The 22018-nt window shown below is 42.1% G+C and carries 19 protein-coding genes; 11 read left to right on the top strand and 8 right to left on the bottom strand.

From position 1 onward, the window contains the following. The first annotated feature begins 281 nt into the window (after window positions 1–281). Window positions 282–3029, top strand: coding sequence for an HAD-IC family P-type ATPase (locus LC605_RS00600; RefSeq protein ID WP_229545641.1), 2748 nt, complete (start codon window positions 282–284; stop codon window positions 3027–3029). Between the two features lie 135 nt (window positions 3030–3164). Here LC605_RS00600 and LC605_RS00595 read toward each other — a convergent pair whose 3' ends face one another. Then, the gene (locus LC605_RS00595; protein ID WP_229545640.1) at window positions 3165–4595 is read right to left on the bottom strand and encodes an aspartate ammonia-lyase; all 1431 of its coding nucleotides are present in this window, start codon (window positions 4593–4595) and stop codon (window positions 3165–3167) included. Window positions 4596–4765: 170 nt separating this feature from the next. Here LC605_RS00595 and LC605_RS00590 point away from each other — a divergent pair, with 170 nt between their 5' ends. Together LC605_RS00590 and pgsA are read left to right on the top strand one after the other, a co-directional pair. Beyond that, window positions 4766–5329 (top strand): Uma2 family endonuclease, encoded by a 564-nt coding sequence (locus LC605_RS00590; protein WP_229545639.1) that lies wholly within the window; start codon window positions 4766–4768, stop codon window positions 5327–5329. A 20-nt stretch (window positions 5330–5349) separates the two neighbouring features. Beyond that, window positions 5350–5868 (top strand): CDP-diacylglycerol--glycerol-3-phosphate 3-phosphatidyltransferase, encoded by a 519-nt coding sequence (pgsA, locus tag LC605_RS00585; RefSeq protein ID WP_229545731.1) that lies wholly within the window; start codon window positions 5350–5352, stop codon window positions 5866–5868. Window positions 5869–6061: 193 nt separating this feature from the next. Here pgsA and LC605_RS00580 read toward each other — a convergent pair whose 3' ends face one another. Both LC605_RS00580 and LC605_RS00575 read right to left on the bottom strand, forming a co-directional pair. Then, window positions 6062–7618, bottom strand: coding sequence for a M23 family metallopeptidase (locus LC605_RS00580; RefSeq protein WP_229545638.1), 1557 nt, complete (start codon window positions 7616–7618; stop codon window positions 6062–6064). A 90-nt stretch (window positions 7619–7708) separates the two neighbouring features. Next, a complete protein-coding gene (locus tag LC605_RS00575) occupies window positions 7709–8527 on the bottom strand; it encodes a biotin--[acetyl-CoA-carboxylase] ligase (protein ID WP_229545637.1) in 819 nt (272 codons plus the stop codon). 78 nt (window positions 8528–8605) lie between these two features. On the opposite strand from LC605_RS00575, the gene pgeF reads away from it, so the two are divergent. Continuing rightward, window positions 8606–9388, top strand: coding sequence for a peptidoglycan editing factor PgeF (pgeF, locus tag LC605_RS00570; protein ID WP_229545636.1), 783 nt, complete (start codon window positions 8606–8608; stop codon window positions 9386–9388). Between the two features lie 282 nt (window positions 9389–9670). Here the strand turns inward: pgeF and LC605_RS00565 are convergent, their stop codons facing one another. The 3 genes from LC605_RS00565 to csaB all read right to left on the bottom strand — a co-directional run bounded on the left by LC605_RS00565 (window position 9671) and on the right by csaB (window position 13143). Continuing rightward, on the bottom strand, window positions 9671–10123 hold the full coding sequence (locus LC605_RS00565) for a retroviral-like aspartic protease family protein (RefSeq protein WP_229545635.1): 453 nt from the start codon (window positions 10121–10123) through the stop codon (window positions 9671–9673). A gap of 99 nt (window positions 10124–10222) precedes the next feature. Next, on the bottom strand, window positions 10223–11674 hold the full coding sequence (locus tag LC605_RS00560) for a glycosyltransferase family 87 protein (protein WP_229545634.1): 1452 nt from the start codon (window positions 11672–11674) through the stop codon (window positions 10223–10225). Window positions 11675–12099: 425 nt separating this feature from the next. Beyond that, window positions 12100–13143 carry a polysaccharide pyruvyl transferase CsaB gene (gene csaB / locus LC605_RS00555; protein ID WP_229545730.1) on the bottom strand — a complete coding sequence of 348 codons (1044 nt, stop codon included), beginning with the start codon at window positions 13141–13143 and terminating at the stop codon, window positions 12100–12102. 280 nt (window positions 13144–13423) lie between these two features. Here csaB and LC605_RS00550 point away from each other — a divergent pair, with 280 nt between their 5' ends. From LC605_RS00550 to LC605_RS00535, 4 genes are all read left to right on the top strand, one after another. Then, window positions 13424–13750, top strand: a complete 327-nt coding sequence (locus LC605_RS00550; RefSeq protein WP_229545633.1) for a DUF2499 domain-containing protein — start codon at window positions 13424–13426, stop codon at window positions 13748–13750. Between the two features lie 141 nt (window positions 13751–13891). Next, a complete protein-coding gene (locus LC605_RS00545; protein WP_229545632.1) occupies window positions 13892–14191 on the top strand; it encodes a DUF3593 domain-containing protein in 300 nt (99 codons plus the stop codon). Between the two features lie 258 nt (window positions 14192–14449). After that, complete coding sequence (hisA, locus tag LC605_RS00540) at window positions 14450–15223, top strand: 1-(5-phosphoribosyl)-5-[(5-phosphoribosylamino)methylideneamino]imidazole-4-carboxamide isomerase (RefSeq protein WP_229545631.1); 774 nt, start codon at window positions 14450–14452, stop codon at window positions 15221–15223. Window positions 15224–15340: 117 nt separating this feature from the next. Beyond that, on the top strand, window positions 15341–16012 hold the full coding sequence (locus tag LC605_RS00535) for a Uma2 family endonuclease (RefSeq protein WP_229545630.1): 672 nt from the start codon (window positions 15341–15343) through the stop codon (window positions 16010–16012). Window positions 16013–16245: 233 nt separating this feature from the next. Here LC605_RS00535 and LC605_RS00530 read toward each other — a convergent pair whose 3' ends face one another. Together LC605_RS00530 and LC605_RS00525 are read right to left on the bottom strand one after the other, a co-directional pair. Then, entirely contained in the window at window positions 16246–17325 is a 1080-nt protein-coding gene (locus LC605_RS00530; RefSeq protein WP_229545629.1) for a hypothetical protein, read from the bottom strand. A 182-nt stretch (window positions 17326–17507) separates the two neighbouring features. Next, window positions 17508–18491 carry a hypothetical protein gene (locus tag LC605_RS00525; RefSeq protein ID WP_229545628.1) on the bottom strand — a complete coding sequence of 328 codons (984 nt, stop codon included), beginning with the start codon at window positions 18489–18491 and terminating at the stop codon, window positions 17508–17510. A gap of 443 nt (window positions 18492–18934) precedes the next feature. On the opposite strand from LC605_RS00525, the gene LC605_RS00520 reads away from it, so the two are divergent. Genes LC605_RS00520 through phoU form a run of 3 tightly spaced genes read left to right on the top strand, consistent with a single transcriptional unit; the run spans window position 18935 to window position 21757 of the window. Beyond that, the gene (locus tag LC605_RS00520) at window positions 18935–19687 is read left to right on the top strand and encodes a winged helix-turn-helix domain-containing protein (protein WP_229545627.1); all 753 of its coding nucleotides are present in this window, start codon (window positions 18935–18937) and stop codon (window positions 19685–19687) included. A gap of 53 nt (window positions 19688–19740) precedes the next feature. After that, window positions 19741–21060, top strand: a complete 1320-nt coding sequence (locus LC605_RS00515) for a cell wall metabolism sensor histidine kinase WalK (protein ID WP_229545626.1) — start codon at window positions 19741–19743, stop codon at window positions 21058–21060. A gap of 28 nt (window positions 21061–21088) precedes the next feature. Then, window positions 21089–21757 (top strand): phosphate signaling complex protein PhoU, encoded by a 669-nt coding sequence (phoU, locus tag LC605_RS00510; RefSeq protein WP_229545625.1) that lies wholly within the window; start codon window positions 21089–21091, stop codon window positions 21755–21757. Window positions 21758–22018: the final 261 nt, after the last annotated feature.

Genomic DNA, 22018 nt, shown 5'->3' with positions numbered 1-22018 from the left:
TGGTTTTAACGAACTTTGGGGGTTTAAGTCCCCTGCCTCTTCTCTTATGGCAGCGCGTTTTGATGCCTAAATCTAAATCCCCGTCACAAAACGTAATTGCGAATGGGCGAAAAAGCGAATTGGTTTTAATCCCCACCATCATGGCAAGCATACTCACTTCAATGGTTCCTGAGCAACCATTGAAGCTAACTATGATTTGTATCAAATATTCTTAGTGTTTATTTTAGTTTAACACTTATTTTTAGTGCTATTAAATAGTTAACACTATTAAATTACAGATTATGGCACAGGCAGTATTCACCATCACACCCGAAGAGAAACAGTCCGCTGTTTGGCATACATTGGAGATTCGCGAAGCGATCGCCCGTTTAAATGCTGATACTGAGAATGGTTTAAGTAGTGTAGCAGCCAAAAAGCTATTGTCTGAGGTGGGGGCAAATGAACTCACAGGTAAGAAAAGTAAACCTTGGTGGTTAAAATTTTTACTACAATTTAACCAACCGCTGCTGATTATTTTATTGTGTGCGGGTTTAGTCAAAGCTGTGACTGGCAGCTTGGTGAATGCTGGTGTAATTTGGGGCGTGACTACCACCAACGCCATCATTGGGTTTATTCAGGAATCGAAAGCCGAAGGTGCGATCGCCGCCCTTGCCAAAGCCATCACCACAGAAGCCACCATCATCCGTGACGGTCAAAAAATACGCATCCCTTCCGGTGAGTTAGTGCCTGGGGATATTGTTTTACTAACTTCCGGTGATAAAGTCCCAGCAGATTTACGGTTAATTCAAGTTAAAAATTTGCAGGTAGATGAATCTGCCCTGACTGGTGAATCTGTGGCGGTAGAAAAAAATACTCAAATTGTCAAGCTGGACACTGCTTTAGCCGAACGCAAAAACATGGCTTATGCGGGTGGCTTCGTTACCTTTGGGCAAGGTACTGGTGTTGTAGTTGCCACAGGTAACACCACAGAAACAGGGCGGATTTCCCAGTTAATGGAACAGCACGCCGATATTTCTACACCATTAACTAGAAAATTCGATAAATTTAGCCAGAATTGGCTGTATATGGTCTTAGGTTTGGCAACCCTCTGCTTCGTAGTCGGATTAAGTTCTCGAGGTTTCCAAGAGGCTTTAGAAGCAGCAGTCACTTTAACAGTCAGTGCCATCCCGGAAGGATTACCAGCAGTAGTTACAGTTACGTTAGCCATAGGTGTTTCCCGCATGGCACGACGCAACGCGATTATCCGCAAATTGCCAGCCGTAGAAACATTAGGGAGTGCAACTGTTATTTGTTCTGATAAAACCGGGACTTTGACAGAAAACCAGATGACAGTACAAGCAATTTATACTGGGGGACATCAATATACTGTCAGTGGTATTGGTTACACACCAGACGGCGAAATCCTCATAGATGACAAACCTGTGAACCTCAACAACAATAAGGGTTTGCAAGAATGCTTAATTGCCGGGTTGTTGTGTAACGACTCCCAGCTAGAGAAGAAGAATGGTAGGTGGGTAGTCATGGGAGATCCTACAGAAGGGGCGTTAATTACATCCGGAAACAAAGCAGGTTTTAGTCAGCCAACCTTAGCCAAACAAATGCCGAGGTTAGATGCAATTCCCTTTGAATCGGACTTTCAATACATGGCGACTTTGCACGCCACACCCCAAGGTAAGACTATCTATATTAAGGGTTCAGTCGAGGCAATTCTTCAACGCTGCACCTGGATGTTGAACACTGAGGGAGAACCCCGCCCGTTAGATTGTGTAGAAACATTACGACAAACTAGCATCGAACGGGAAGTCAATATTATGGCACGCCAAGGTTTGCGGGTATTAGCTTTGGCAAAGAAAGCAGTAGCCGATGGGCAAAATACAGTAGATCATCCAGATATTGCTACTGGGTTAATTTTCATCGGCTTGCAGGGAATGATCGATCCGCCGCGTGAGAGTGCCATTAAAGCGGTGCAAGCGTGTCAGGAAGCTGGGATTCAAGTCAAAATGATTACTGGCGATCATGCGATCACAGCACAGGCGATCGCTCGCCGCATGGGCATCAACAAAAATGGTTCAGTTCTGGCTTTTACAGGTGCAGAACTCGCAAAAATGGATCAAACAGAACTCGCCCAAGTTGCCGAAGAAGGTGTAGTTTTTGCCCGTGTCGCCCCAGAACAAAAACTGCGTTTAGTTGAAGCCTTGCAATCAAAAGGTGAAGTCGTCGCCATGACAGGAGATGGTGTCAACGATGCACCGGCTTTAAAACAAGCAGATATTGGAATTGCGATGGGTGGCGCTGGTACAGAAGTCGCCAAAGAAGCCGCCGATATGCTGCTTACCGATGATAATTTTGCCTCCATTGAAGCTGCTATAGAAGAAGGACGGGCGGTATATAAAAATCTCCTGAAGGCGATTTGTTTTATTTTGCCAGTGAACGGTGGCGAATCAATGACAATTTTAATTAGCACATTATTAGCCAGAGATTTACCAATTTTATCTTTACAAGTTCTGTGGCTCAATATGCTCAATTCCATCACCATGACAGTTCCTTTAGCCTTTGAGCCAAAAGCGCAAAATGTCATGCAACAAGCACCGCGTCATCCTAATGAACCGTTACTTTCAGGCAGTCGTGTAAAAAGAATTTTGGCAATTTCTCTGTTTAACTGGATTGTGATATTTGGAGTATTTGAATATATTCGCCAAACCACAGGCAATATAGATTTAGCGAGAACAATGGCGATTAACTCTTTGATTGCCGGACGGATATTCTATTTATTGAGCATTAGTCAATTAATCCCGAATTTGATTGCTAAGATGGATGGCACAATTAAAGAGAATGTCGATGTACCCGCAATTGGATTTGGGATTATCGGGGCAATTATTTTACAAATTGTCTTTGCTCATGTGCCATTAATTAATGAAGTCTTTGAAACGGCACCATTAAATTTACAGCAGTGGTTGTTGTGTTTAGCAGTAGGTTCACCAATGATTTTGTGGGCTACGGTGGTAAATCGTTTTGATCCGCCAAATTAAATACAACCAAAAACGAACCGCAGAGAACACAGAGAACGCAGAGTCATGAGAGATTTTTTGTTCAGTTAATCGTTCCTTTTTATTTTTCTCTCTGGGTACTCTGCGCCTCTGTGGTTCGTTAAAAAAAAATTGATACTAATCGATCTGCTTTGATTCTCGACTCAGAGGTAAAATAGCACTCATTTGTTCTAGATTTAACACTGTGGCTAAGTCTGTTTCACTCATCAATCCTCGTTCTAAAACAATTTCGCGCAGGGATTTACCAGTTTCTAAAGATTCTTTGGCGACAGCTGCGGCGTTTAAATAACCGATGTGAGTATTTAATGCGGTTACTAAAGCTAAACTGCCTTCAGCGTATGCTAAACAACGTTCTTTGTTAGCAGTAATTCCCTCAATGCAACGTTCACAGAGTGCGGCGATGGTATTACCCAGAATTTCGATACTGTGAATCAAGTTATAGGCAATTAGTGGCATCATCACATTTAATTCTAATTGTCCGGCTTGTGCCGCTAAAGCGATCGCACTGTCGTAACCCATCACCTGAAAACACACCATTGATGTCATCTCTGCCATCACTGGGTTATATTTCCCTGGCATAATTGAGGAACCGGGTTGCACTGGAGGCAGTTGAATTTCTTTTAAGCCTGTTTTTGGCCCCGAATCCATCAGCCGCAAGTCGTGAGATATTTTGACTAAATCCTGGGCTAAATTGCGTAAAGCACCGGAAACATTCACAAATGGTGCCATACTTTGCATAGCTGCCATGAGATGGGGCGCAGGTTCAAGGGGAGTATTAATCAATTCTGAGAGAACTTCTATCACACGGGCGCGATAGAGGGAATGAGTATTTAATCCTGTTCCGGCGGCGCTACCTCCCAAACCCAGCACCATCAAATCCCCAGAGGCAGTATAAATCCGGTTTTGGTGTTCTGTAAGGATTTGCGCCCAAGCCCGAAAACTCTCACCCAAACGCACGGGTACTGCGTCTTGTAAATGGGTTCTGCCAGATTTGACGATATCTTGAAATTCTACAGCTTTGTTTTCTAAAGATGCGATCGCCCCATCTATTGCTGGATGTAATGTCTTAGATAATGCCAATAATCCACCAATTCTGATCGCGGTAGGAATCACATCATTGGTAGACTGTCCATAATTAACATGGTCATTGGGACTAACACGTTTGTAATTACCCTTTTCTTCACCAAGAATTTCTAAGGCGCGATTTGCTAGAACTTCGTTGATATTCATGTGGTGAGATGTTCCAGCACCCGCCTGATAAATATCCACAACAAATTGATCGCGGAACTTCCCAGCTAAGATTTCATCACTTGCTTGCACAATCGCCTGACTAATATCTTGAGGAATGCAATTGAGTTCTCCATTCACAATTGCTGTAGCTTTTTTAATGATTAACCCAGCATCTACGTAGGTATTTAAAGGCTTTATGCCGCTAATGGTGAAGTTTTCGATAGCGCGTAGCGTTTGAATCCCGTAATAAACGCTACTAGTAATTTGGCGATCGCCCATCGAATCGGCTTCGATGCGAAAATCTATATTGTCAGTCATAGTATTGTTTGGATGATCTTAAAATACAGATCATGCCATGCAAATGATACTCACGCGCGTTTTACTGTGTTCAAAAACAGTCAACCTTGAAATTTTCAATCCCTAAAAGGGTGTCCGCCGAGATACTGATACCGTTAGCGAATTCATTAAATACGAGCAGGGAAAATATTATGATTAAAACACCAACTCGCCGTATATCTTTAGAGGAATTTTTACAATTACCAGAAACTAAGCCAGCCAGTGAATATGTTGATGGGGAAATAATTCAAAAACCTATGCCTCAAGGTAAACATAGCAGACTTCAAGGTAAATTAGTGACTACAATTAATGGTGTAGCAGAACCCAGAAAAATCGCCCTAGCTTTTCCAGAATTACGCTGTACCTTTGGGGGACGTTCCACTGTTCCAGATGTTGCAGTATTCGCTTGGGAACGAATTCCTGTAGATGAAAAAGGTAATATCGGCAATACGTTTAATACACATCCAGATTGGACAATTGAAATCCTCTCGCCTGAACAAAGTACCACAAAAGTTACCAAAAATATTTTACATTGTTTAAATCATGGTACTCGCTTAGGTTGGTTAATTGACCCAGAGGAATGTTGTGTTTTAGTTTATCCGCCTCACCAGCAACTAATATATTTAGAAAACGAACAAGATATATTGCCAGTACCGGATTTAGTCAGTGATTTACATTTGACATTAGGGCAATTATTTGCTTGGTTAAAATTATAGATAATTCCTCAACCCAAATCATGACTTTACCTAACTGGATTACCTTCTCTCGTCTTCTGGGTGTACCATTTTTGCTATATGGTTTGTACAACCCTACCTCTCAGGCTAGGTGGTTATGTTTGGCGATTTTTATCGTTGCTGCGTTGACTGATTGGTTAGATGGTTATTTAGCGCGAAAACTTAACCAAATTAGTGATTTGGGTAAATTTCTTGACCCCTTAGTGGATAAATTTCTGGTACTTGCGCCGTTAATGGTTTTTATTGAACTAGGAAAAGTGCCAGCTTGGGGAGTGTTTTTGATTTTAGCGCGGGAATTAGCGATCGCTGGTTGGCGGGTGAATCAAACAACGATTACCGGGGCGAATATTTGGGGTAAACTCAAAACTGTTAGTCAAATAGTTGCGATCGCACTTCTGATCGCACCCCTACCTGAAGTCTGGCAAACTCCCTCTCTGATTGCCTTTTGGGTTTCTGTTGCTCTAACTTTAATTTCTGGGGGTATTTATCTTTTACCGCAAAAAGCTAGCACTGCTAATTAACAACATCTACTGTATCATCCCTGTCGGTCTGAGATTTAGACGTCTGGTGAAAAAGAATTGTTTTGACGTAGCACTGCTACGTCTCTACAAGGGTTCGGGGTAACGCATATTTAATTTCACCAGATGTCTATTAGGAGTTAGAAGTTTTAAATTCCTAACTGCTCACTCCTAACTCCTAACTCCTAACTTTCTTCTAACTGCCTGGTTCCTGGCTGACTTGAGCAGTTTGTAAGCCTCGTATTAACTGGCTTAGGGCGCTTTGTAATCCCACACCTGGGTCAGTAGCAACCCACCCATTCGGTGACAGGTGACGGACTTCAAAGTGCAGGTGAGGGCCTGTGGAAGCCCCGGTGCTGCCAACTCGCCCGATGACAGTTCCAGGTTGTACCCACTGACCAGGTTGAACAAAGATTTCTGACATATGACCGTAGAGAGTTTGTTCAGCCGATTTGTGATTCAGAATAACAGTTAAACCATAACCACCCATCCAGTTAGCAGTTTCTACTTGACCAGCAGCAGCTGCCAAAACTGGTGTTCCCGTAGGCGCACCCAAGTCTGTACCAGCATGGAAGCGTTGATTACCTGTGATTGGATGAATTCGCCAACCAAACACAGAAGTAATAGAAGCCGGAATAGACAATGGATACATCATTCCCGTACCACTATAGGCGACTCTCCCCACGTAGGGGATTTGCGGCAATACTGATGCCAATGAGAAGTCATAAGCGACGTTGCTGGGGCGGGGTGCAATGTTGCCATCTGCCATTGGTGGAGGTAAAGTACCGCCACTGGGCGCGATGGGAGTTGCACTCACTCTTGTGGGGCTGAACTCGCTAGGATTCGGGATAAACCGATTCGGGCGAAATGCACTCTTGGTGTCACCACTAGAACCACTTTGAGCAGTACGCCATCTGCTGGTGTTGCCAGGAGTTGCAATCTGCCGCACGGGTGGAACTACTGGTAATTGTGCATTTTGACTTCTTCTGAGCCAATTAGGTGCTGGTTTAACATTAGAATCAGCTACGCTCCTTTGGGGTACTTTGGCGCAGGCGCCGCCTAATACGCTCTGCCCTGAAGGCAAAATGGCTCGACAACCACTGGAACGTTCTGTGAGAATTACGGAATTTGGTGCTTGGTAAGTACCTGTGGCACCACTGTCATAACTATTAGGATCAATATAGGCGTTATTATAATCCCTTGTTTTCCCTGCCGTTGCACTGACGGTATTGTTTGAGTTATTTGATGGTTGAGCAACTTGTGGGAGTTTTTCAGGTAAAGAGTGGGCAGGGGTATTGGGTTTTTCCGGTATCACCCTTGCAGGAGTAACCTGGGAGGCTTCTACCTTGGGCTTTGACTGTCTGATAATCACAACAGGTTGGACAGCTTCGATTTTCGGTGTAGACTGCCTAACTGGTTCTTTTGATTGAGCAACCTCTGGCTTGCGTAGTCTCTGTTTGAGTCTGGCTCGTCTTTGGGAAAATTCTGGTTGCGCTTGAACTGTTTCGGGCGCAACGGCTTGTTTGTTAACTGGGTTTATAACTGCTGTTGGTTGGGAACTTTCAACAGTGGGAACGATGTTATCTATTTGTGTTTCCGTTTGGGCAAACACAAAGCCGCCGCTCAGGAGGCTGACGCTACTCAGCCAGCAGAGGCTTTGAGCAGGTAGCGTTGAGGCAAAACGTTTTCTTGTTAGACCTTGCTGCCATAAGTAATGCAAAGGATGATGGGCAGAATTATTGCGCTGCGTCATTTGTTCTCTCAGTTGTGTGTAATTAGCCTAAAGAGATGATGCTAGTGGTTTGTCTTGCCCAAAGAGCGAAATTTTGAACAAACCTCAAATTTAAACGGAAGATTTATGATACCCCAAACTGATTGTACCGGGTTCAATATAAATTTCCGATGTAATTAGTTCTTTTGTGTGATCTGTTTGTAAATCAACTCGTAAGTTTCCTTGAGATGTCACCCCAACTACAGTACCTGAAAGATTATTGACATATACCTGATCACCCATGTTTGTAAGCAAATCTAGATAGCGAGACAAGAGTATGCTTACTCCTTCTTGGCAAAGGCACTCCATACCGGATTCTATTCCCAGTAAGACTTTAGAGGTTAGCATTTCCAGACAAGAAATTGGTCTGAAATTTTGGGAAGCTTGCCACGATTCCAGATTGATTCCAGTTTCGGGTACTGGGTTTATCCAGTTAATACCAACACCAATTACTGCTTGGGTGATTTGTCCTTTGTTTACTTTGGTTTCTGTCAATATGCCGCCTAGTTTACGACCATTTAAAACTAAATCATTGGGCCATTTTATCCCAACATCTACACCGCACTGGCGCAATTGAGACGCAATTCCCCAAGCAGTAGCGAAAGTTAGCTGGTAGCCGTCTGTAGCCTCTATTTTGTGGTCAAAAGAAATCCCTACGGAAACATATAATCCCCCAACAGGAGAAATCCACTGGCGGCCCCATTGTCCCCGCCCAGCAGATTGGACACTTGCAATTACTACTGTTCCGGAAATAGCGCCTTGGTTGAGTAAGTTCCAGAGAGTTTGATTTGTTGAGGAGACGCTTTCAAAAAAGTGGAGGGAAAATGGTAAATATGTATACTTACGCGCTGCCTTCAACGCTGCTTCCAAGTTTTGCAGATTAAATTCCACAGCAGTTAACCCAAATTCCGTTGTTCAAGTTAGCATTGATTGGCTGATGAGTGATTTTCCGTTTAGGTTTGGTTGAAGATGCACACTTGGCACTGGCGCAATTGGGAAGGACTACCCTATCTAACTTGTAGTATTCTAGAACGTTGGCATCACGGCTTTTTTACCCAGCAGTTTTGGCCGCGATCGCCAGAAGTTATCACCGAAGTATTGCAACCAGAGGCATCAGTTTATCGTTTAAAGCAGGTTCATGGCAATACTGTTCTCACCCCCCAAGAAGTTGAAAGCCTCTTAAGCACTGTTGGGGAAGATTTAGCATCGGCGGATGGTTTAGTTAGCGATCGCCCTCTACAAGCTCTTTGGGTAGCTAGTGCAGATTGTACACCCGTATTGATTGGCGATGTGGAAACTGGACGGGTGGCAGCATTACACGCGGGTTGGCGGGGCACTGCTAAGAAGATTGTCCCCTTAGCCATCGCTCGATTACAATCTCAAGGTAGCAAACTTGATGATTTACGCATTGCAATGGGCCCTGCGATCGCTGGTGAGGTTTACCAAGTCTCTATGGAAGTGGCTGGCGAAATCGGCGCTAGCATTATACCACACAAGGACGAACAAAAGATTATAACTGCATTAAATGAGCTACCAAATTCACCTTTACTAGAAGATCCCAATGCTGGCAAAGTACGGGTGGATGTCAGGCGAGTGAATATTTTACAACTGGAAAATTTGGGAATTAGTGCAGAACAAATTGCGATCGCACCTTATTGTACTTTCCAAACTCCAGAGCATTTCTTTTCTTACCGCCGGGAGAAGGAGAAAAAAGTTCAATGGTCAGGGATTGTTAGCCGTAAACGGCAATAAACCAAACTATGTTACTTTTTTGGACTTACGCAACTGACATATAGGAATCATATTTGATTTCTGAAAAAATCTAAGTACTTGTAGGGTGTGTTAGGCGTAAGCCGTAACGCACCAAAAGCTTGAGGGGAGCAATGCGATTTTGTTAGATCGAACTTTAATTCTCAGTTAGAGAGCTAGATTCTCAATAAAAACAGTTATTTGGCTGCGATCGCACCCCTAAATAGGTGATTTAGCACAAATGACGACCCTCACCCAGCAATTTTGGGTTGGTCGAGTACTAGCCTATATTCTCATCACAGGATAGTTAGGATGTTCAGGATTCGGGATAAGTCGCTGATTTCTACAGTCCACCAGTAAATCCAGCGTCTCAAGCACCGTTTGTCCAATCAGAACTATATCGCCTGTAACTAATGTGGCTTCAGTAGTTTCTCGTCCTGTCAATTCAATAATTACAGGTTCAGTAACGCCTATAGATTCTTCACTACCGTTAGCGTATTGAGCAATCTGCTGTCCTCGAATTCTCAAACCAAGTTGCAGGACAATCGACATGGGTAGTACAGTGCGTACTGCCCCTGTGTCCACTAATGCTTCTGTTTCATACACTCGCAGCATATTTGGATTGAGCATTCCTCGGCTAACAAGCGCTTCATCAATGGCATTAGTGAGCTTGACTTGGACTCGAACTGCACCCATAGGTTGATTGCTGGCAGCATGGTAACGATTGAGATTTACCATAATTATGTATCTTTTGGAAAATTCTTTAATCTCCTTCTAGAGTATCCTGTGCTGACCAAATTGCTTGTAGAAACTTTTTACTTAAACCCCCAAAATTAGTCAAAATTTCAGAACCTGTTTTTGAGGTAGGGAACTAATTGCTAAAACTAAAACACTCAGGGTAATTGCTAAAATGGCATAACTCGGTAGGGCGAAGATAGTTACTTTCAAAATGTATGGCAATTCCCCTGCTTTCACATTCCAGCGATTTGCTAAATAACCGATGAGCCAGCCATGAATCACCCCTGTTTGCACTGCAAGAGAGCAAACTCCTACTAACCAAACAGACATTCTTCTCATAGAGAATGTACAATACCTAATCTGATATAGCAAATCATTTAGCAAAAAAACAACAGCAGGTATTAACATCACAGTACTAGTTTGCTGTGAATAGTTGACCGCAATACTCAAGCAAGAAACTAATACCATTTCTTCTAAGTAGATTTTTTTTGACCAGGCGGTGAGAGATTGTTGGAGATACCAATACCAACCCACAAAACCAACAAGTATTAGAACAATGAAGTCTGATAAAAGCTTGGCAACAAAGGGATTATTGGGGAAGAATCTTGGCCCCACGACCATCAAATCGAGGCGACTCATTGAAAGATAAGGACTATTCGACGGATCATTTAGCCACAGTGAAAATCCACGATCTGCATCCGATAGAAATTGTGTCAAAGAATTGTCCGTCAAGGCTAGACCTAAAAATACTAGAGAAGTTCCTGTGACAATAGATGCAAAAACTAGAGAAAACCGTCTTTTAAGTAGAAAATACAGAATGAATAATGCAGCTAATGTTGGTTTACAAACAGCAATACCTAAGCAAATTCCTGCTGGAATATCCTGATTTTTTCTAGCCCAGATAAACATCCATAAAATGAGAATCGCAACGAAAATGGCAATATTACCAACTTGAAGATCGCGAACTAAACCATAAATCAAGACAACGGAGATTGTGCAAATAGTTCTGAAAACTCGTGACTTCGATTCCAGCAGAATATTCGCTCCCCATAAAATCAAACAAATTGCTAATATATGCATTCCAATCCAGATTGTAAATGCAGTATTGATCGAAAAATCAGCCAGAAACCAAATAAGAGGAATAATATTAGGTGGATAGACAAAGGGTGGAATAAATCCACACACCTTTGTCAGGGTACAGAAACTTTGGCTAAAAATCTCGACATTAAAGGGGCTTAAATGCTGATGAGCCAATTTACTCGCCACATAAAACCACTTAAAATCCCATAAAGGTGGATTTGGTTGATTTAGTAAATAAATTAGCCAACCTGTATAACAGAGAAATCTTGTAACGACTAATACAACACTTGCTTGGACAATAAAGTTAACAATTGGCTGACGAAAAAATTGCATCAACCGTTGAATTACAGAAGATTTTAAGAATAAAGAGTTTTTCCAGGCTGCCTTTTCATCATCTAATCGCCAATTATTTTTGAGAACTAAAGCAACTACAATTACTATAAGTAGGTTCCAAAAGCCAAAGCTGATCATCGGAATAATCTCAAGAATTGTTGATGTATATTTTACATAAAATTACTGTTAAATTCAGGGATAAAAATTACTAACTTTTGAGCGTGATCAATTTAAAAAATTTTGACCAAAAACCCCGCTTCCATGTCAATACTGCGTAGGTTTTGGCAAAAAAATAAAAAATGTGTAGGTAGGTTGGGGAGCCACAGCGCCCTTGCGGGTTCCCCGACTTGTTCGCTTTTAGCGTTCCCGCAGGGTAGCACGTGGCGTTTGAGGAACGAAACCCAACATTTTGCTTTGTTCAGCGCCTGAAACTTAATTATTAAGTAAGTTGGCGCGAAAAAATCAAAGCATATTACGAAACGAAAACAAGCTTAAACCCTTACTAATGACAAATGACGAATGACAAATGACAGCCTTAGCCAGTTAACTTTAATTGCGCCAACCTACTTATTACAAAAAGCTTGGCTCAATAACTCGTGGTGCATTAATGCCCTATCTACTAAAGATTGTATTTGCTCTGATGATAAAGGATCACCGTTAGCATAATGCTCCATCCAAGTCAAACTAATCAAATTGGGGTCATCAGGTAAACTCGCCAAATCCCACCCAGGTATTTCCAAGTCTTCCATGAGGCGATTTACCTTGGGATCATAACTGAGAGCAAAGCAGCGACAACCTTCAGCAGCAGCCATAATCAAGCTGTGCAGACGCATCCCAATTGCCATTTCAACGCCACGAAACACACCTTTTAAAAGTTGCGGATCTTCCAGACATAAAATCTTGCTAACATCTTGAAGTTGGGGTTGAATGGCTTCAGCAATACTTAAATCTTCACTTTTTTGAAATGGCAGTAATAAAATAAAAGCCTGTGTGGCTTTTTGAAAATCCACCAAAGCACGAGTTAAGTTTGCTAGGCGTGTTTCTGTAAGTTGGGGATGCGATCGCAATGTTACCGCAACTCTCGGCGCAGGTAAATCCCAAAGTCCTGGTACTGGTTTCGACTCCAACGCCCAAACCGGGTCAGGAGCAATAATGTAAGGGATTTGCCAATCAGATAACAAAGCCGCACTGGCGCCATCGCGGACACTGATTTTGGTACAATTACTAAAGGTTTGCCGTGCCAGCCAACGAGTTTGCGGACGCACTAACGGCCCAATACCCTGTGCCCAAGCAATGGTTTTCAAACCCATCTTCTGCGCCAATGCCATCAATCCCCCATAATAAAATGGGCTGATAGTGCTGGTGACATCTTGAATGAGACTCCCACCGCCCCAAATCAAGGCATCACAAGAGCGTAAAGCTTGCAGCACAGGGAAGAGAGCCATGCGATCACAGGTCTCTACATTGTAGCGATCGCGCGTTTGGTCTGGATTACCAGAAAGCACCACAGGCGTTACCTGAGATGGTAACATTTGCAAAAGCGTCGCCAACAAAGCTTCGTCACCACCATTACCTTTACCGTAATATCCAGACAATAACGCCCGCATCTTAACCATTTTGGATTTTAGATTAACAACTTTTTTTAAGTAGGTCGGCGCAATTAAAGCTAACTGACTAAGGCTGTCATTTGTCCTTTGTCATTGGTCACTAGTAAAGATTTTAAGGCTATTTACGTTTTGTAACATACTTTGATTTTTTCGCGCCAACTTACTTATACAGAATATCTGTCGTTGATATTTTCCAACTTCCTAACAGAGGAAGATAAAAAGGACTCCCAACTCCTAACTCCCAACTCCCAACTCCCAACTCCTAACTCCTAACTTTCTTATGCACGCCCTATCGATTCCCACCTGGATTATTCATATTTCTAGCGTTATTGAGTGGATTGTAGCTATTTGGTTAATTTGGACTTATGGCGAACTCACTGGTAATCGCAATTGGTGGGGATTATCCCTTGCCATGTTACCAGCTTTAGTCAGCGCCATGTGTGCTTGTACCTGGCATTATTTCGACAACGCCGAATCTCTAGAATGGCTGGTAACACTTCAAGCTACCATGACCTTAGTTGGTAATTTTACACTTTGGGCGGCGGCGTTTTTAATTTGGCGTTCTAGCAAGTCCAATAACACTGTTGAACCAAAACCTACTAAGTAAGTTAGCGCGAAAAAATTAAAGTATGTTACAAAACATAAATAAGCTTAAAACCCTTACAAATGACAAATGACAAATGACAAATGACCAATGACAGCCTTAACCAGTTAGCTTTAATTGTGCCGACCTACTTAAATCAGAGCAATGATTTCTAAAGAAACCCTGTTTGCACTTTCACTGTTTCCCTATTTGGGTTTCTTGTGGTTTATCAGCCGCAGTCCACAAATGCCGCGTTTAGCGCTGTATGGATTTTACGGTACTCTCGTCTTTGTTGCCATCACCATCCCAGCCGGAATTTATGCCCAATTGCATTATGGCGAGTCTTTGGCCAATGTAGATTGGTTGCACGGTGGTGCAGAAGTATTTTTGACCCTTTCTAACATCTTGCTTGTGCTGGGTTTTGAGCAAGCTGTAAGGCAATTAAAAATGAAACATGAAAAATAGTAAATTCTGGCTAAGGCTGTCATTTGTCATTGGTCATTTGTCATTTGTCATTAGTAAGGGTTTTAAGCTTATTTACGTTTCGTAACATACTTGGTTTTTTTCGCACCAACGTACTTATAGCAATCCTCAATAAGTCGTGAAAATCTGCAATTACTTTCTCTGCGCTCTCTGCGCCTCTGCGGTTAATTTATTATTACAAATGATTTAGAACTACTATAGGTAGCGTTTTGATTGCATTGAGTTATGAGGAAAAAATAAATGGACGTAATTCCAGCAATTGATTTATTAGAAGGTAGCTGTGTGCGACTGTATCAAGGAGAGTACGATCGCTCGCAAGTTTTTAGCGAAAATCCGGCTGATGTTGCCAAACAGTGGGTAGATCAAGGTGCTACCAGATTGCATATAGTTGATTTAGATGGTGCCAAAGCAGGTAAAGTAGTAAACCTGGGGGCAATTGAAGCGATCGCTCATGCAGTGTCAGTGCCCATTGAAATTGGTGGAGGATTGCGCGATCGCACCAGCGTGCAACAAGTATTCAATCTGGGCATACAGTGGGCAATTCTCGGCACCGTCGCCGTAGAACAACCCCAGCTAGTGCAAGAACTCTGCCAAGAATTTCCTGGACAGATTATCATCGGTATTGATGCCCGTAACGGTCGCGTCGCAACTCGCGGTTGGTTAGAAACCTCAGAAGTTTTAGCAACTCAACTGGCTGTACAAATGCAAGAATTGGGTGCAGCCGCCATAATTTACACAGATATCCACCGTGACGGTACACTTATCGGCCCCAATTTAGAAGCTTTGCGAGAACTTGCAGCAGTAATTTCCATCCCCATAATTGCTTCTGGCGGGGTAAGTTCTATTACCGACTTGTTAAGTTTATTGGCATTAGAACCTCAAGGCGTGAGTGGTGTGATTGTCGGACGTGCCTTGTATACTGGGGATATTTTACTTAAAGAAGCATTACGAGCGATCGGGCCTGGGCGGATTCAGGATATCCCCCCCAATCTAGGTTTTTCCACCTTTGCTTGACATTTTCTGTCTTTGGTGAAGCCACTACTGTACTCGGAGTACCAAGTACAGTAGTGGCTTCTCTTAACCAGTCCGGCTATTTGTTTTAGCTAAAGAGTGAACGGTACGGAGGATGAAATGGTTGTTACACTGCAACTGCGCCAGATCGACGTTCAACCAGGGCAGTGCTTGGCATTGCGCGAGATCAGTTGGGCAGAGTTTGAAGCAATTCTAGAGGAACTTGGAGAACATCGCGCTGCACGAGTTGCTTACTATCAAGGGCTGTTAGAGATTCGGATGCCTTCACCAGAACATGAAGTTGACAAAGAATTAATTGGCGACATGGTTAAAATTGTACTGGATGAGTTAGAGCTTGACTGGGAACCTTACGGCTCAACAACATTTAAGCGATGCCTACAGCGGGCTGCGCCTACGCAAATGGCAGCAGGTATAGAACCGGATACCTACTTTTATATCCAAAATGCTCGCCAAATGATCGGCAAGCGACGGTTAGATTTGTCAGTTGATCCACCACCAGATTTAGCAATTGAAATCGATGTTACCTCAAAGACCCACCTTAGTGCTTATGTGGCATTGGGTGTACCTGAACTTTGGTGTTACGGAGGTGGCAAGTTGCAAGTATTTGTCTTAAATCAAGCAGAATACGTTGAGATGGAAACTAGTCCCACATTTGGCAATTTGCCTGTGATTGAGGGAATATTGCAGTTTTTACAATTCAGCCTGACAGAAGGATCTAGTACAGCGCGACGAGCATTTAGGCAGTGGGTGCGTGAGGCATTAGCGCAGTAATATCATGTCCGCATAATTAGTTATGATTCCCACAGTCATTGCACCCCACCCCTTAATCCCCTCCCCGCAAGCGGGGAGGGGAGACAAAGCATAGCTTTGGCGGGGTGGGGTTCTTCGGGTTTACTAAGTAATCAACCGGACATGATATAACATCAAGTTTGGATAAAAAGCATTATAGTTCCTTGTAGAGACTTAAATTAAGTCTCTACAATTGTGATCAGAAATAAATTAGCTTATTTATTTTTCGCTTGAGTCTTTGCCTGTTCTAAAGCTATTTCTTTAATAGCCTGATATGAATTAACATTTGAAGTACCTTCAATAGCTTTAACTGCCAAATCCTGAACTTGTTTGAGAGCAGATTCAAGTTGTTTAGAAAGATTTTGAATCCGCGTCTCTTGATTAGTAATAGTTTGTTCTAGAGATTGCAGCCTTTGTTCATAGAAACGCTTTTGCCCTTCCACTTCCTTAGAATATAAGTCTGATTTTACTTTAGCTTGGTAGTAGGCGATGCCTTTGCCTTCTTCTGTAGCTTTTTTTATAGCTGTTTCCTTATCTTTGGGAAAAGCCTCTACCTTGGCTTTTAATTCTTCAAATTGTTTCTCTCTCTCAGAAATTGCTTTCTCCCGTTCAGCCCACTGTTTTTCTGTTTTTTGTAGTAATTCTTCTAGTTGTTTATATAGTGCTTTCTGCTCTTGTTCGTATTCGTCATTTTGCAGTTGCCTCTGGAGTTCTAAATTATACTTATACTCGGAAGTATCCCGTTGTCGAGTTTTATTCAAGTTTTCATTCCGTTCTTTTATCGCCCGTTGCTGTTCCTCTTGTTCTTTACCCCAAGCATTCTTTTGCTCTAGTATTTCTTGGAATAAAACTTCAGAACGCCGACTATATTCTTCCTGATAAGTTTTAGTATTATCTTCATAGGCGTCAATGAGAGTATCCAAGATATCATCAGAAATCTCTAAATTGTGCAACTGTGTTAATTGTTGGATTTCTTCTTCTAAATTTCGCCTGATTTCTTCTAAATTAGAGGCTTTTGTGGTTAGTTGTTCCGATAATTCATTAGCCGCACTGCCAAAACCTAATTGAATCTTTGCCAAGCTTTCAATTGTATTATTCATCTTTTGTTGGACACTAGAAAGCTGATTCATAGGTGTTTTTTGTTCTAATTTAGGCTGTTCTTGAGTTCCAGACTTGTTTTCTTTACCAATTTGTTCTAGTTGCGATTTCAACACTGCTTTTTCTTTAGCTAACTCCTCATACGCCTGAAGAATTTCTACTTTAGTATTCTTATCAGTCGGTTTCTTTCCCACCACAACAAACCTCCTCTTCAGGAATTAAAAATGATTAAGATGCTAAGTAAGTCGGCAACAATAAATCAAACTATACTACGAAACGTAAATATACCTTAAACCCTTATAAATGAGTAAGGACAAATGACAAATGACAGCCTTAGCCAGTTAGCTTTATTTGCGTCGCTCTACTTACAGATTCATAACTATTTAGGTGTAGAACTACCAAAAGCCCTCATAGCTAAGTCTTGTGCTTGTTTTAATGCAGTTTGCAATTGAGCAGAAATACCTTCTATTTGCTCAGACTGTTTCTTAATTGTTTCTTCCAGAGATTGAATTTTTAGTTCATAACTCTGTTTGCTCGATTCCCATTCTCTTTCAAATAAATCAGCCTCAATTTTAGCTTTCTGGCTTGTTTCTTTAATGGATTCTTCTCTCGATTTTTTAACAGCCTCTTCCAGTTCATTAGGAAATGTAGTTACTTTTTGTTGATAATCTGCAAAGAGTGGTTGGCGTTCAGTCAATATCTTTTCTCGTTGTGCCCAATCTCTGTCTTTATTTTGAGAGTTTTCTTGTATTTCCCTTTGTTGTTGACGCTTTATAGCTTCGTAGCTGTCTGTATTTAGTTTCCGAGTATTTTCTAATATATACTGAAATTCTTCTTGCTCTTTCTGGCGATCTTTGGCTAATAAATTGTTATATATTTGGAGCTTTTCTTCATACTCTGCTTGCTCTTTTTGCCATTCTTTTCGTCTGATTGTAATTTCTTTCTCTAATGCTTCCCTTTTGCTGATAGTATCTTGTTCTAGGGTTTTTAACTTTTCTTGGTGTTCTTGACTTAAAATATCTAGAGTATCTGCAACGACTCTGATTTGCTGAAGCTCTTGTAGGCGTTGAGTTTCAATTTCTATAGCTCGGTTCAATTCATCTAACTTCAAATTTTCCTGAGCTAGTTTTTCAGATAGTCCGTTGAGAATACTGCCAAACTCTAATTGTAAATCAGCTAAACCTTTGACAATACTATCAACCGTATATGTAGAAGCTGCTTGCAGAATTTCTTGACTTTTTGCCTTTTCTGCTTCCTCTTGTTTGGTTGCTATTTTAGATTCCAGCTTTTTTCTTTGGATAATAATTTGTTGAAATGCTTGCATTAGTTGTTGTTTGCTGTCCTTGACTGCAACTATAGTCATCTTCCAACTCCCTTCAATAGGCAATGATTTATTGGGTAGCAAGCCATACCAATGACTACCCTATGCAGACATCAGAGTAGCCTTTTACTCAAGCTTTTTAGCACCGTGGAAATACTAGAATAATCAACGTAGGACACTTAGTTGGGTACGAATTTTCCACATATATGTCCTTCTGTTTTTCAAGTATAGTTTTCCCTTTCTGGTAATAGTATTTTTGTACTAAGATAAATATACCTAAATTAATCTGCTCTTGTCAAGATAAGAGTTTAAGAGTTTTTTGCATAAGTTATATTTGATTTATGAGAGTGCTGTGGCATATGTTACTTTTTATAAAGAAAATCTAAAAGAATTAACCCTAGTAGAAGCGTGGTTGCAGTCAGGGGAGATAATAGATGTAATCATCGTAATTGATACAAGCACAGTCCTAGACTTTTGTGATATCAATGTATACCAGTGAATCGACCAAATATTCTCCTAGAACGGACATTGGACAAACCAGCCGGATTCTAGTAGTAGAAGATGAAGAATTAATCCAGGAAATGCTAGCTGTAGCTCTGGAAGAGGAAGGTTATGGGGTGGTAACTGCACCCGATGGGCGATCTGCTATAGAGTATCTCAAAAGTTTTGAAACCAATTCAGGGGAACTTCCCTTTGATTTGCTCATTCTTGATTTAATGCTCCCTCAAATCAATGGGCTAGATATTTGCCGTTTGCTGCGTCATCAAGGAAACCCAGTACCAATTTTAATGCTGAGTGCTAAGGGTAGTGAAACTGACCGCGTGCTGGGGTTAGAGGTGGGAGCAGATGACTACCTGACCAAACCCTTTAGTATGCGGGAGTTAGTGGCTCGTTGTCGGGCTTTACTCCGCCGCCAACGCCTAAGTAATTTACCACAAGTACCAGTATTAAAATTCAAGGATATCACCTTGAATCCCCAAGAATGTCGTGTGCTGGTTCGTGATGTCGAGGTGAGTCTTTCCCCCAAAGAGTTCCGGTTGCTGGAACTGTTTATGAGTTACGCCCGCAGGGTATGGTCACGGGAACAATTGCTAGATCAGATTTGGGGGCCAGATTTCGTTGGCGATAGTAAAACTGTAGACGTTCACATTCGGTGGTTGCGCGAAAAATTAGAGCAAGACCCCAGTCATCCCGAATATATTGTGACTGTACGAGGTTTTGGCTATAGATTTGGATAATTAGTTGGGATAGTTGTTAGTTTTTAGTAGTCACCAACAAACTAACAACTCAAATGCTTTTATTGGGATTTTTTCTGGGTTTAGCGGTAGGCATTGGGTTTTGGGTTTGGCAACAGGTTCAACTTAGCCGCTACCTGGGGCGCTTACTCCCACCGTTAACCTCCCATTCTTACAAGATGCGACTGCTGCTGATTCCTGGGTTGCGGCAGGAAATAGCGATGGTGAAACAGCACGAGCAAGATTTGCAGCAGTCGTTGCAAACTTACCAAGACCTGCTAGATTTTGCACCAGTGGGATATTTGCAGGTGGATGAGGAAAGTCAACTGCTGTGGTGCAATCGACAGGCGCAGGAAATTTTGGATTTGCAAAGGTGGCAACCAGGACAGGTGCGCTTGTTACTGGAGTTGGTAAGGTCTTATGAACTTGACCATCTAATTGAGCAAACTCGTGATATTCAAAAACCACAGATGGGAGAATGGATATTTCATCCATCTTGTGATGATGCGGCAGAGATGGCAACAATAAAATCTTTGGCTTTGCGGGCGTCTAGCTTGCCTTTACCCAATGGACAAGTAGGGGTGTTTTTAGAAAATCGTCAACCCCTATTAGATATAAATAAAGTACGCGATCGCTCTTTTTCTGATCTAGCACACGAACTCAGAACCCCACTAACTTCGATTCGCTTGGTTGCGGAAACTTTACAAATCCGCTTGGAACCACCTCTCAATCGCTGGGTTAACCGCCTAATGCAAGAAGTTGATCGGCTGATTAACTTAGTGCAAAGCTGGCTAGACCTCACCCAAATGGAAGCAAACCCAAATATGCAATTACAAGCCAAAGCTGTAGAATTGCGATCGCTGATTGCATCTGTTTGGGAAACACTAGAACCTTTGGCAGGGCGCCAACATCTGTCTCTTTCTTATTCTGGCCCAGAAAATCTCTGGATTAAGGCAGATCAAGCCCGTATCTACCAAGTTTTTCTCAACTTGCTAGACAATAGTATTAAGTACAGTTCTCCTCGTACAAGTATTTACATTGAAGCGAAAATTTTATCCACAAAGGATAATGATGCTGCTTCCCCAATCCTAGAAATAAATCTTATTGATTCGGGAGTCGGGTTTTCTGAGGTAGATTTACCCCACGTTTTTGAGCGATTTTATCGCGGAGATAAAGCCCGAACCCATTCCCCCCAAGATGGTAACTCCATCGGGGCGATCGTTGGTAGTGGGTTAGGATTAGCGATCGTTGAGCAAATTATAATCGCCCACGGTGGCTCAATCAAAGCTATGAATCATCCAGAAACTGGAGGTGCGTGGATACAACTCCAATTTCCTGAAGTTATGGCAAACTCCTTAAGCCAAGACTATAGTTAGTAATATCTTCACGTTTGAGACAACAAGTGTGAAAGCTGTTCATTACAGTTCCAATCCGCAAAGACCCCAACTCGCACGCGCCATTAGGCGCTTAGAACGTGATGTATTGCGCATGGGTGCTTTGGTAGAACAATCATTTCGCCTCAGCCACCAAGCGTTATTTGCTCGTAACTTGACAGCTGCTGACGAACTTCCCCGATTAGATAAAAAGATTGATCGCTTTTATAGACAAATCGAATCAGACTGTACGGCAATTATGACGCTGCAAGCGCCTACAACTCAAGATTTGCGTTGCTTGAGTGCCTTTATGCAGTTGGTGCGAGACTTAGAGCGCATTGGTGATTATGCTGAGGATTTAGCTGAGATTGCGATTAAAATTTTTCCTTATGCGCCTCATACGTGTTTATCTGAGATTGAAGCTATGTCCCTTCACGCACAGGCGATGCTAGCAACTAGCTTAAAGGCTTTGGGAGATTTCGATGAAGCCGGCGGACGCCGTTTAAAGCACTTAGATGATACTGTAGACGATGCTTATGATCGCGTTTATCAGACTTTAGCCCAACAACGCGATGTGCCTGGTGTAGTCGAGCCAATTGTACTGCTAGCACTGGCAATTCGTTGTCTGGAACGTATGGCAGATCACGCCACTAATATTGGTCAAAGGGTAGCATATATTGTCACCGGTCAACGCTCTTAATTCAATTCTGTACTAAGTATCATGTCCGCATAATTAATTGTGATTCCCACAGTCTTTGCACCCCACACGCAGGGCTATTTCATTCTCATCTAGCCCGCCTCAGAATGAATTCACCTCTCTTGTAGCGAAAGTCGTCTAAGAGGTTGTTTGAAAAGTTTTTAGGAGTAAAAAACTATGCTAATCGCTTCACCATGATACGGATCATGGCAAGATAAATAAAAGTCTCTGATGTTTCGGGCAATAACTCATAATCTCGAACCA

Source organism: Nostoc sp. CHAB 5836 (assembly GCF_020829445.1).
GTDB lineage: Bacteria > Cyanobacteriota > Cyanobacteriia > Cyanobacteriales > Nostocaceae > Nostoc.
The sequence above is the reverse complement of the archived record's forward strand: the minus strand, read 5'-3'. Positions and strand labels throughout refer to the sequence as shown.

Bases quoted from the DNA above. Each gene is read 5' to 3' on its own strand.
- LC605_RS00520 (WP_229545627.1), top strand. From the start codon at position 18,935: ATGTATACCAGTGAATCGACCAAATATTCTCCTAGAACGGACATTGGA.
- LC605_RS00590 (WP_229545639.1), top strand. From the start codon at position 4,766: ATGATTAAAACACCAACTCGCCGTATATCTTTAGAGGAATTTTTACAA.
- LC605_RS00545 (WP_229545632.1), top strand. From the start codon at position 13,892: ATGATTTCTAAAGAAACCCTGTTTGCACTTTCACTGTTTCCCTATTTG.
- LC605_RS00565 (WP_229545635.1), bottom strand. From the start codon at position 10,123: ATGGTAAATCTCAATCGTTACCATGCTGCCAGCAATCAACCTATGGGT.
- LC605_RS00550 (WP_229545633.1), top strand. From the start codon at position 13,424: ATGCACGCCCTATCGATTCCCACCTGGATTATTCATATTTCTAGCGTT.
- LC605_RS00560 (WP_229545634.1), bottom strand. From the start codon at position 11,674: ATGATCAGCTTTGGCTTTTGGAACCTACTTATAGTAATTGTAGTTGCT.
- hisA (WP_229545631.1), top strand. From the start codon at position 14,450: ATGGACGTAATTCCAGCAATTGATTTATTAGAAGGTAGCTGTGTGCGA.
- LC605_RS00515 (WP_229545626.1), top strand. From the start codon at position 19,741: ATGCTTTTATTGGGATTTTTTCTGGGTTTAGCGGTAGGCATTGGGTTT.
- csaB (WP_229545730.1), bottom strand. From the start codon at position 13,143: ATGCGGGCGTTATTGTCTGGATATTACGGTAAAGGTAATGGTGGTGAC.
- LC605_RS00595 (WP_229545640.1), bottom strand. From the start codon at position 4,595: ATGACTGACAATATAGATTTTCGCATCGAAGCCGATTCGATGGGCGAT.
- pgeF (WP_229545636.1), top strand. From the start codon at position 8,606: ATGCACACTTGGCACTGGCGCAATTGGGAAGGACTACCCTATCTAACT.
- LC605_RS00525 (WP_229545628.1), bottom strand. From the start codon at position 18,491: ATGACTATAGTTGCAGTCAAGGACAGCAAACAACAACTAATGCAAGCA.
- pgsA (WP_229545731.1), top strand. From the start codon at position 5,350: ATGACTTTACCTAACTGGATTACCTTCTCTCGTCTTCTGGGTGTACCA.
- LC605_RS00580 (WP_229545638.1), bottom strand. From the start codon at position 7,618: ATGACGCAGCGCAATAATTCTGCCCATCATCCTTTGCATTACTTATGG.
- LC605_RS00535 (WP_229545630.1), top strand. From the start codon at position 15,341: ATGGTTGTTACACTGCAACTGCGCCAGATCGACGTTCAACCAGGGCAG.
- LC605_RS00600 (WP_229545641.1), top strand. From the start codon at position 282: ATGGCACAGGCAGTATTCACCATCACACCCGAAGAGAAACAGTCCGCT.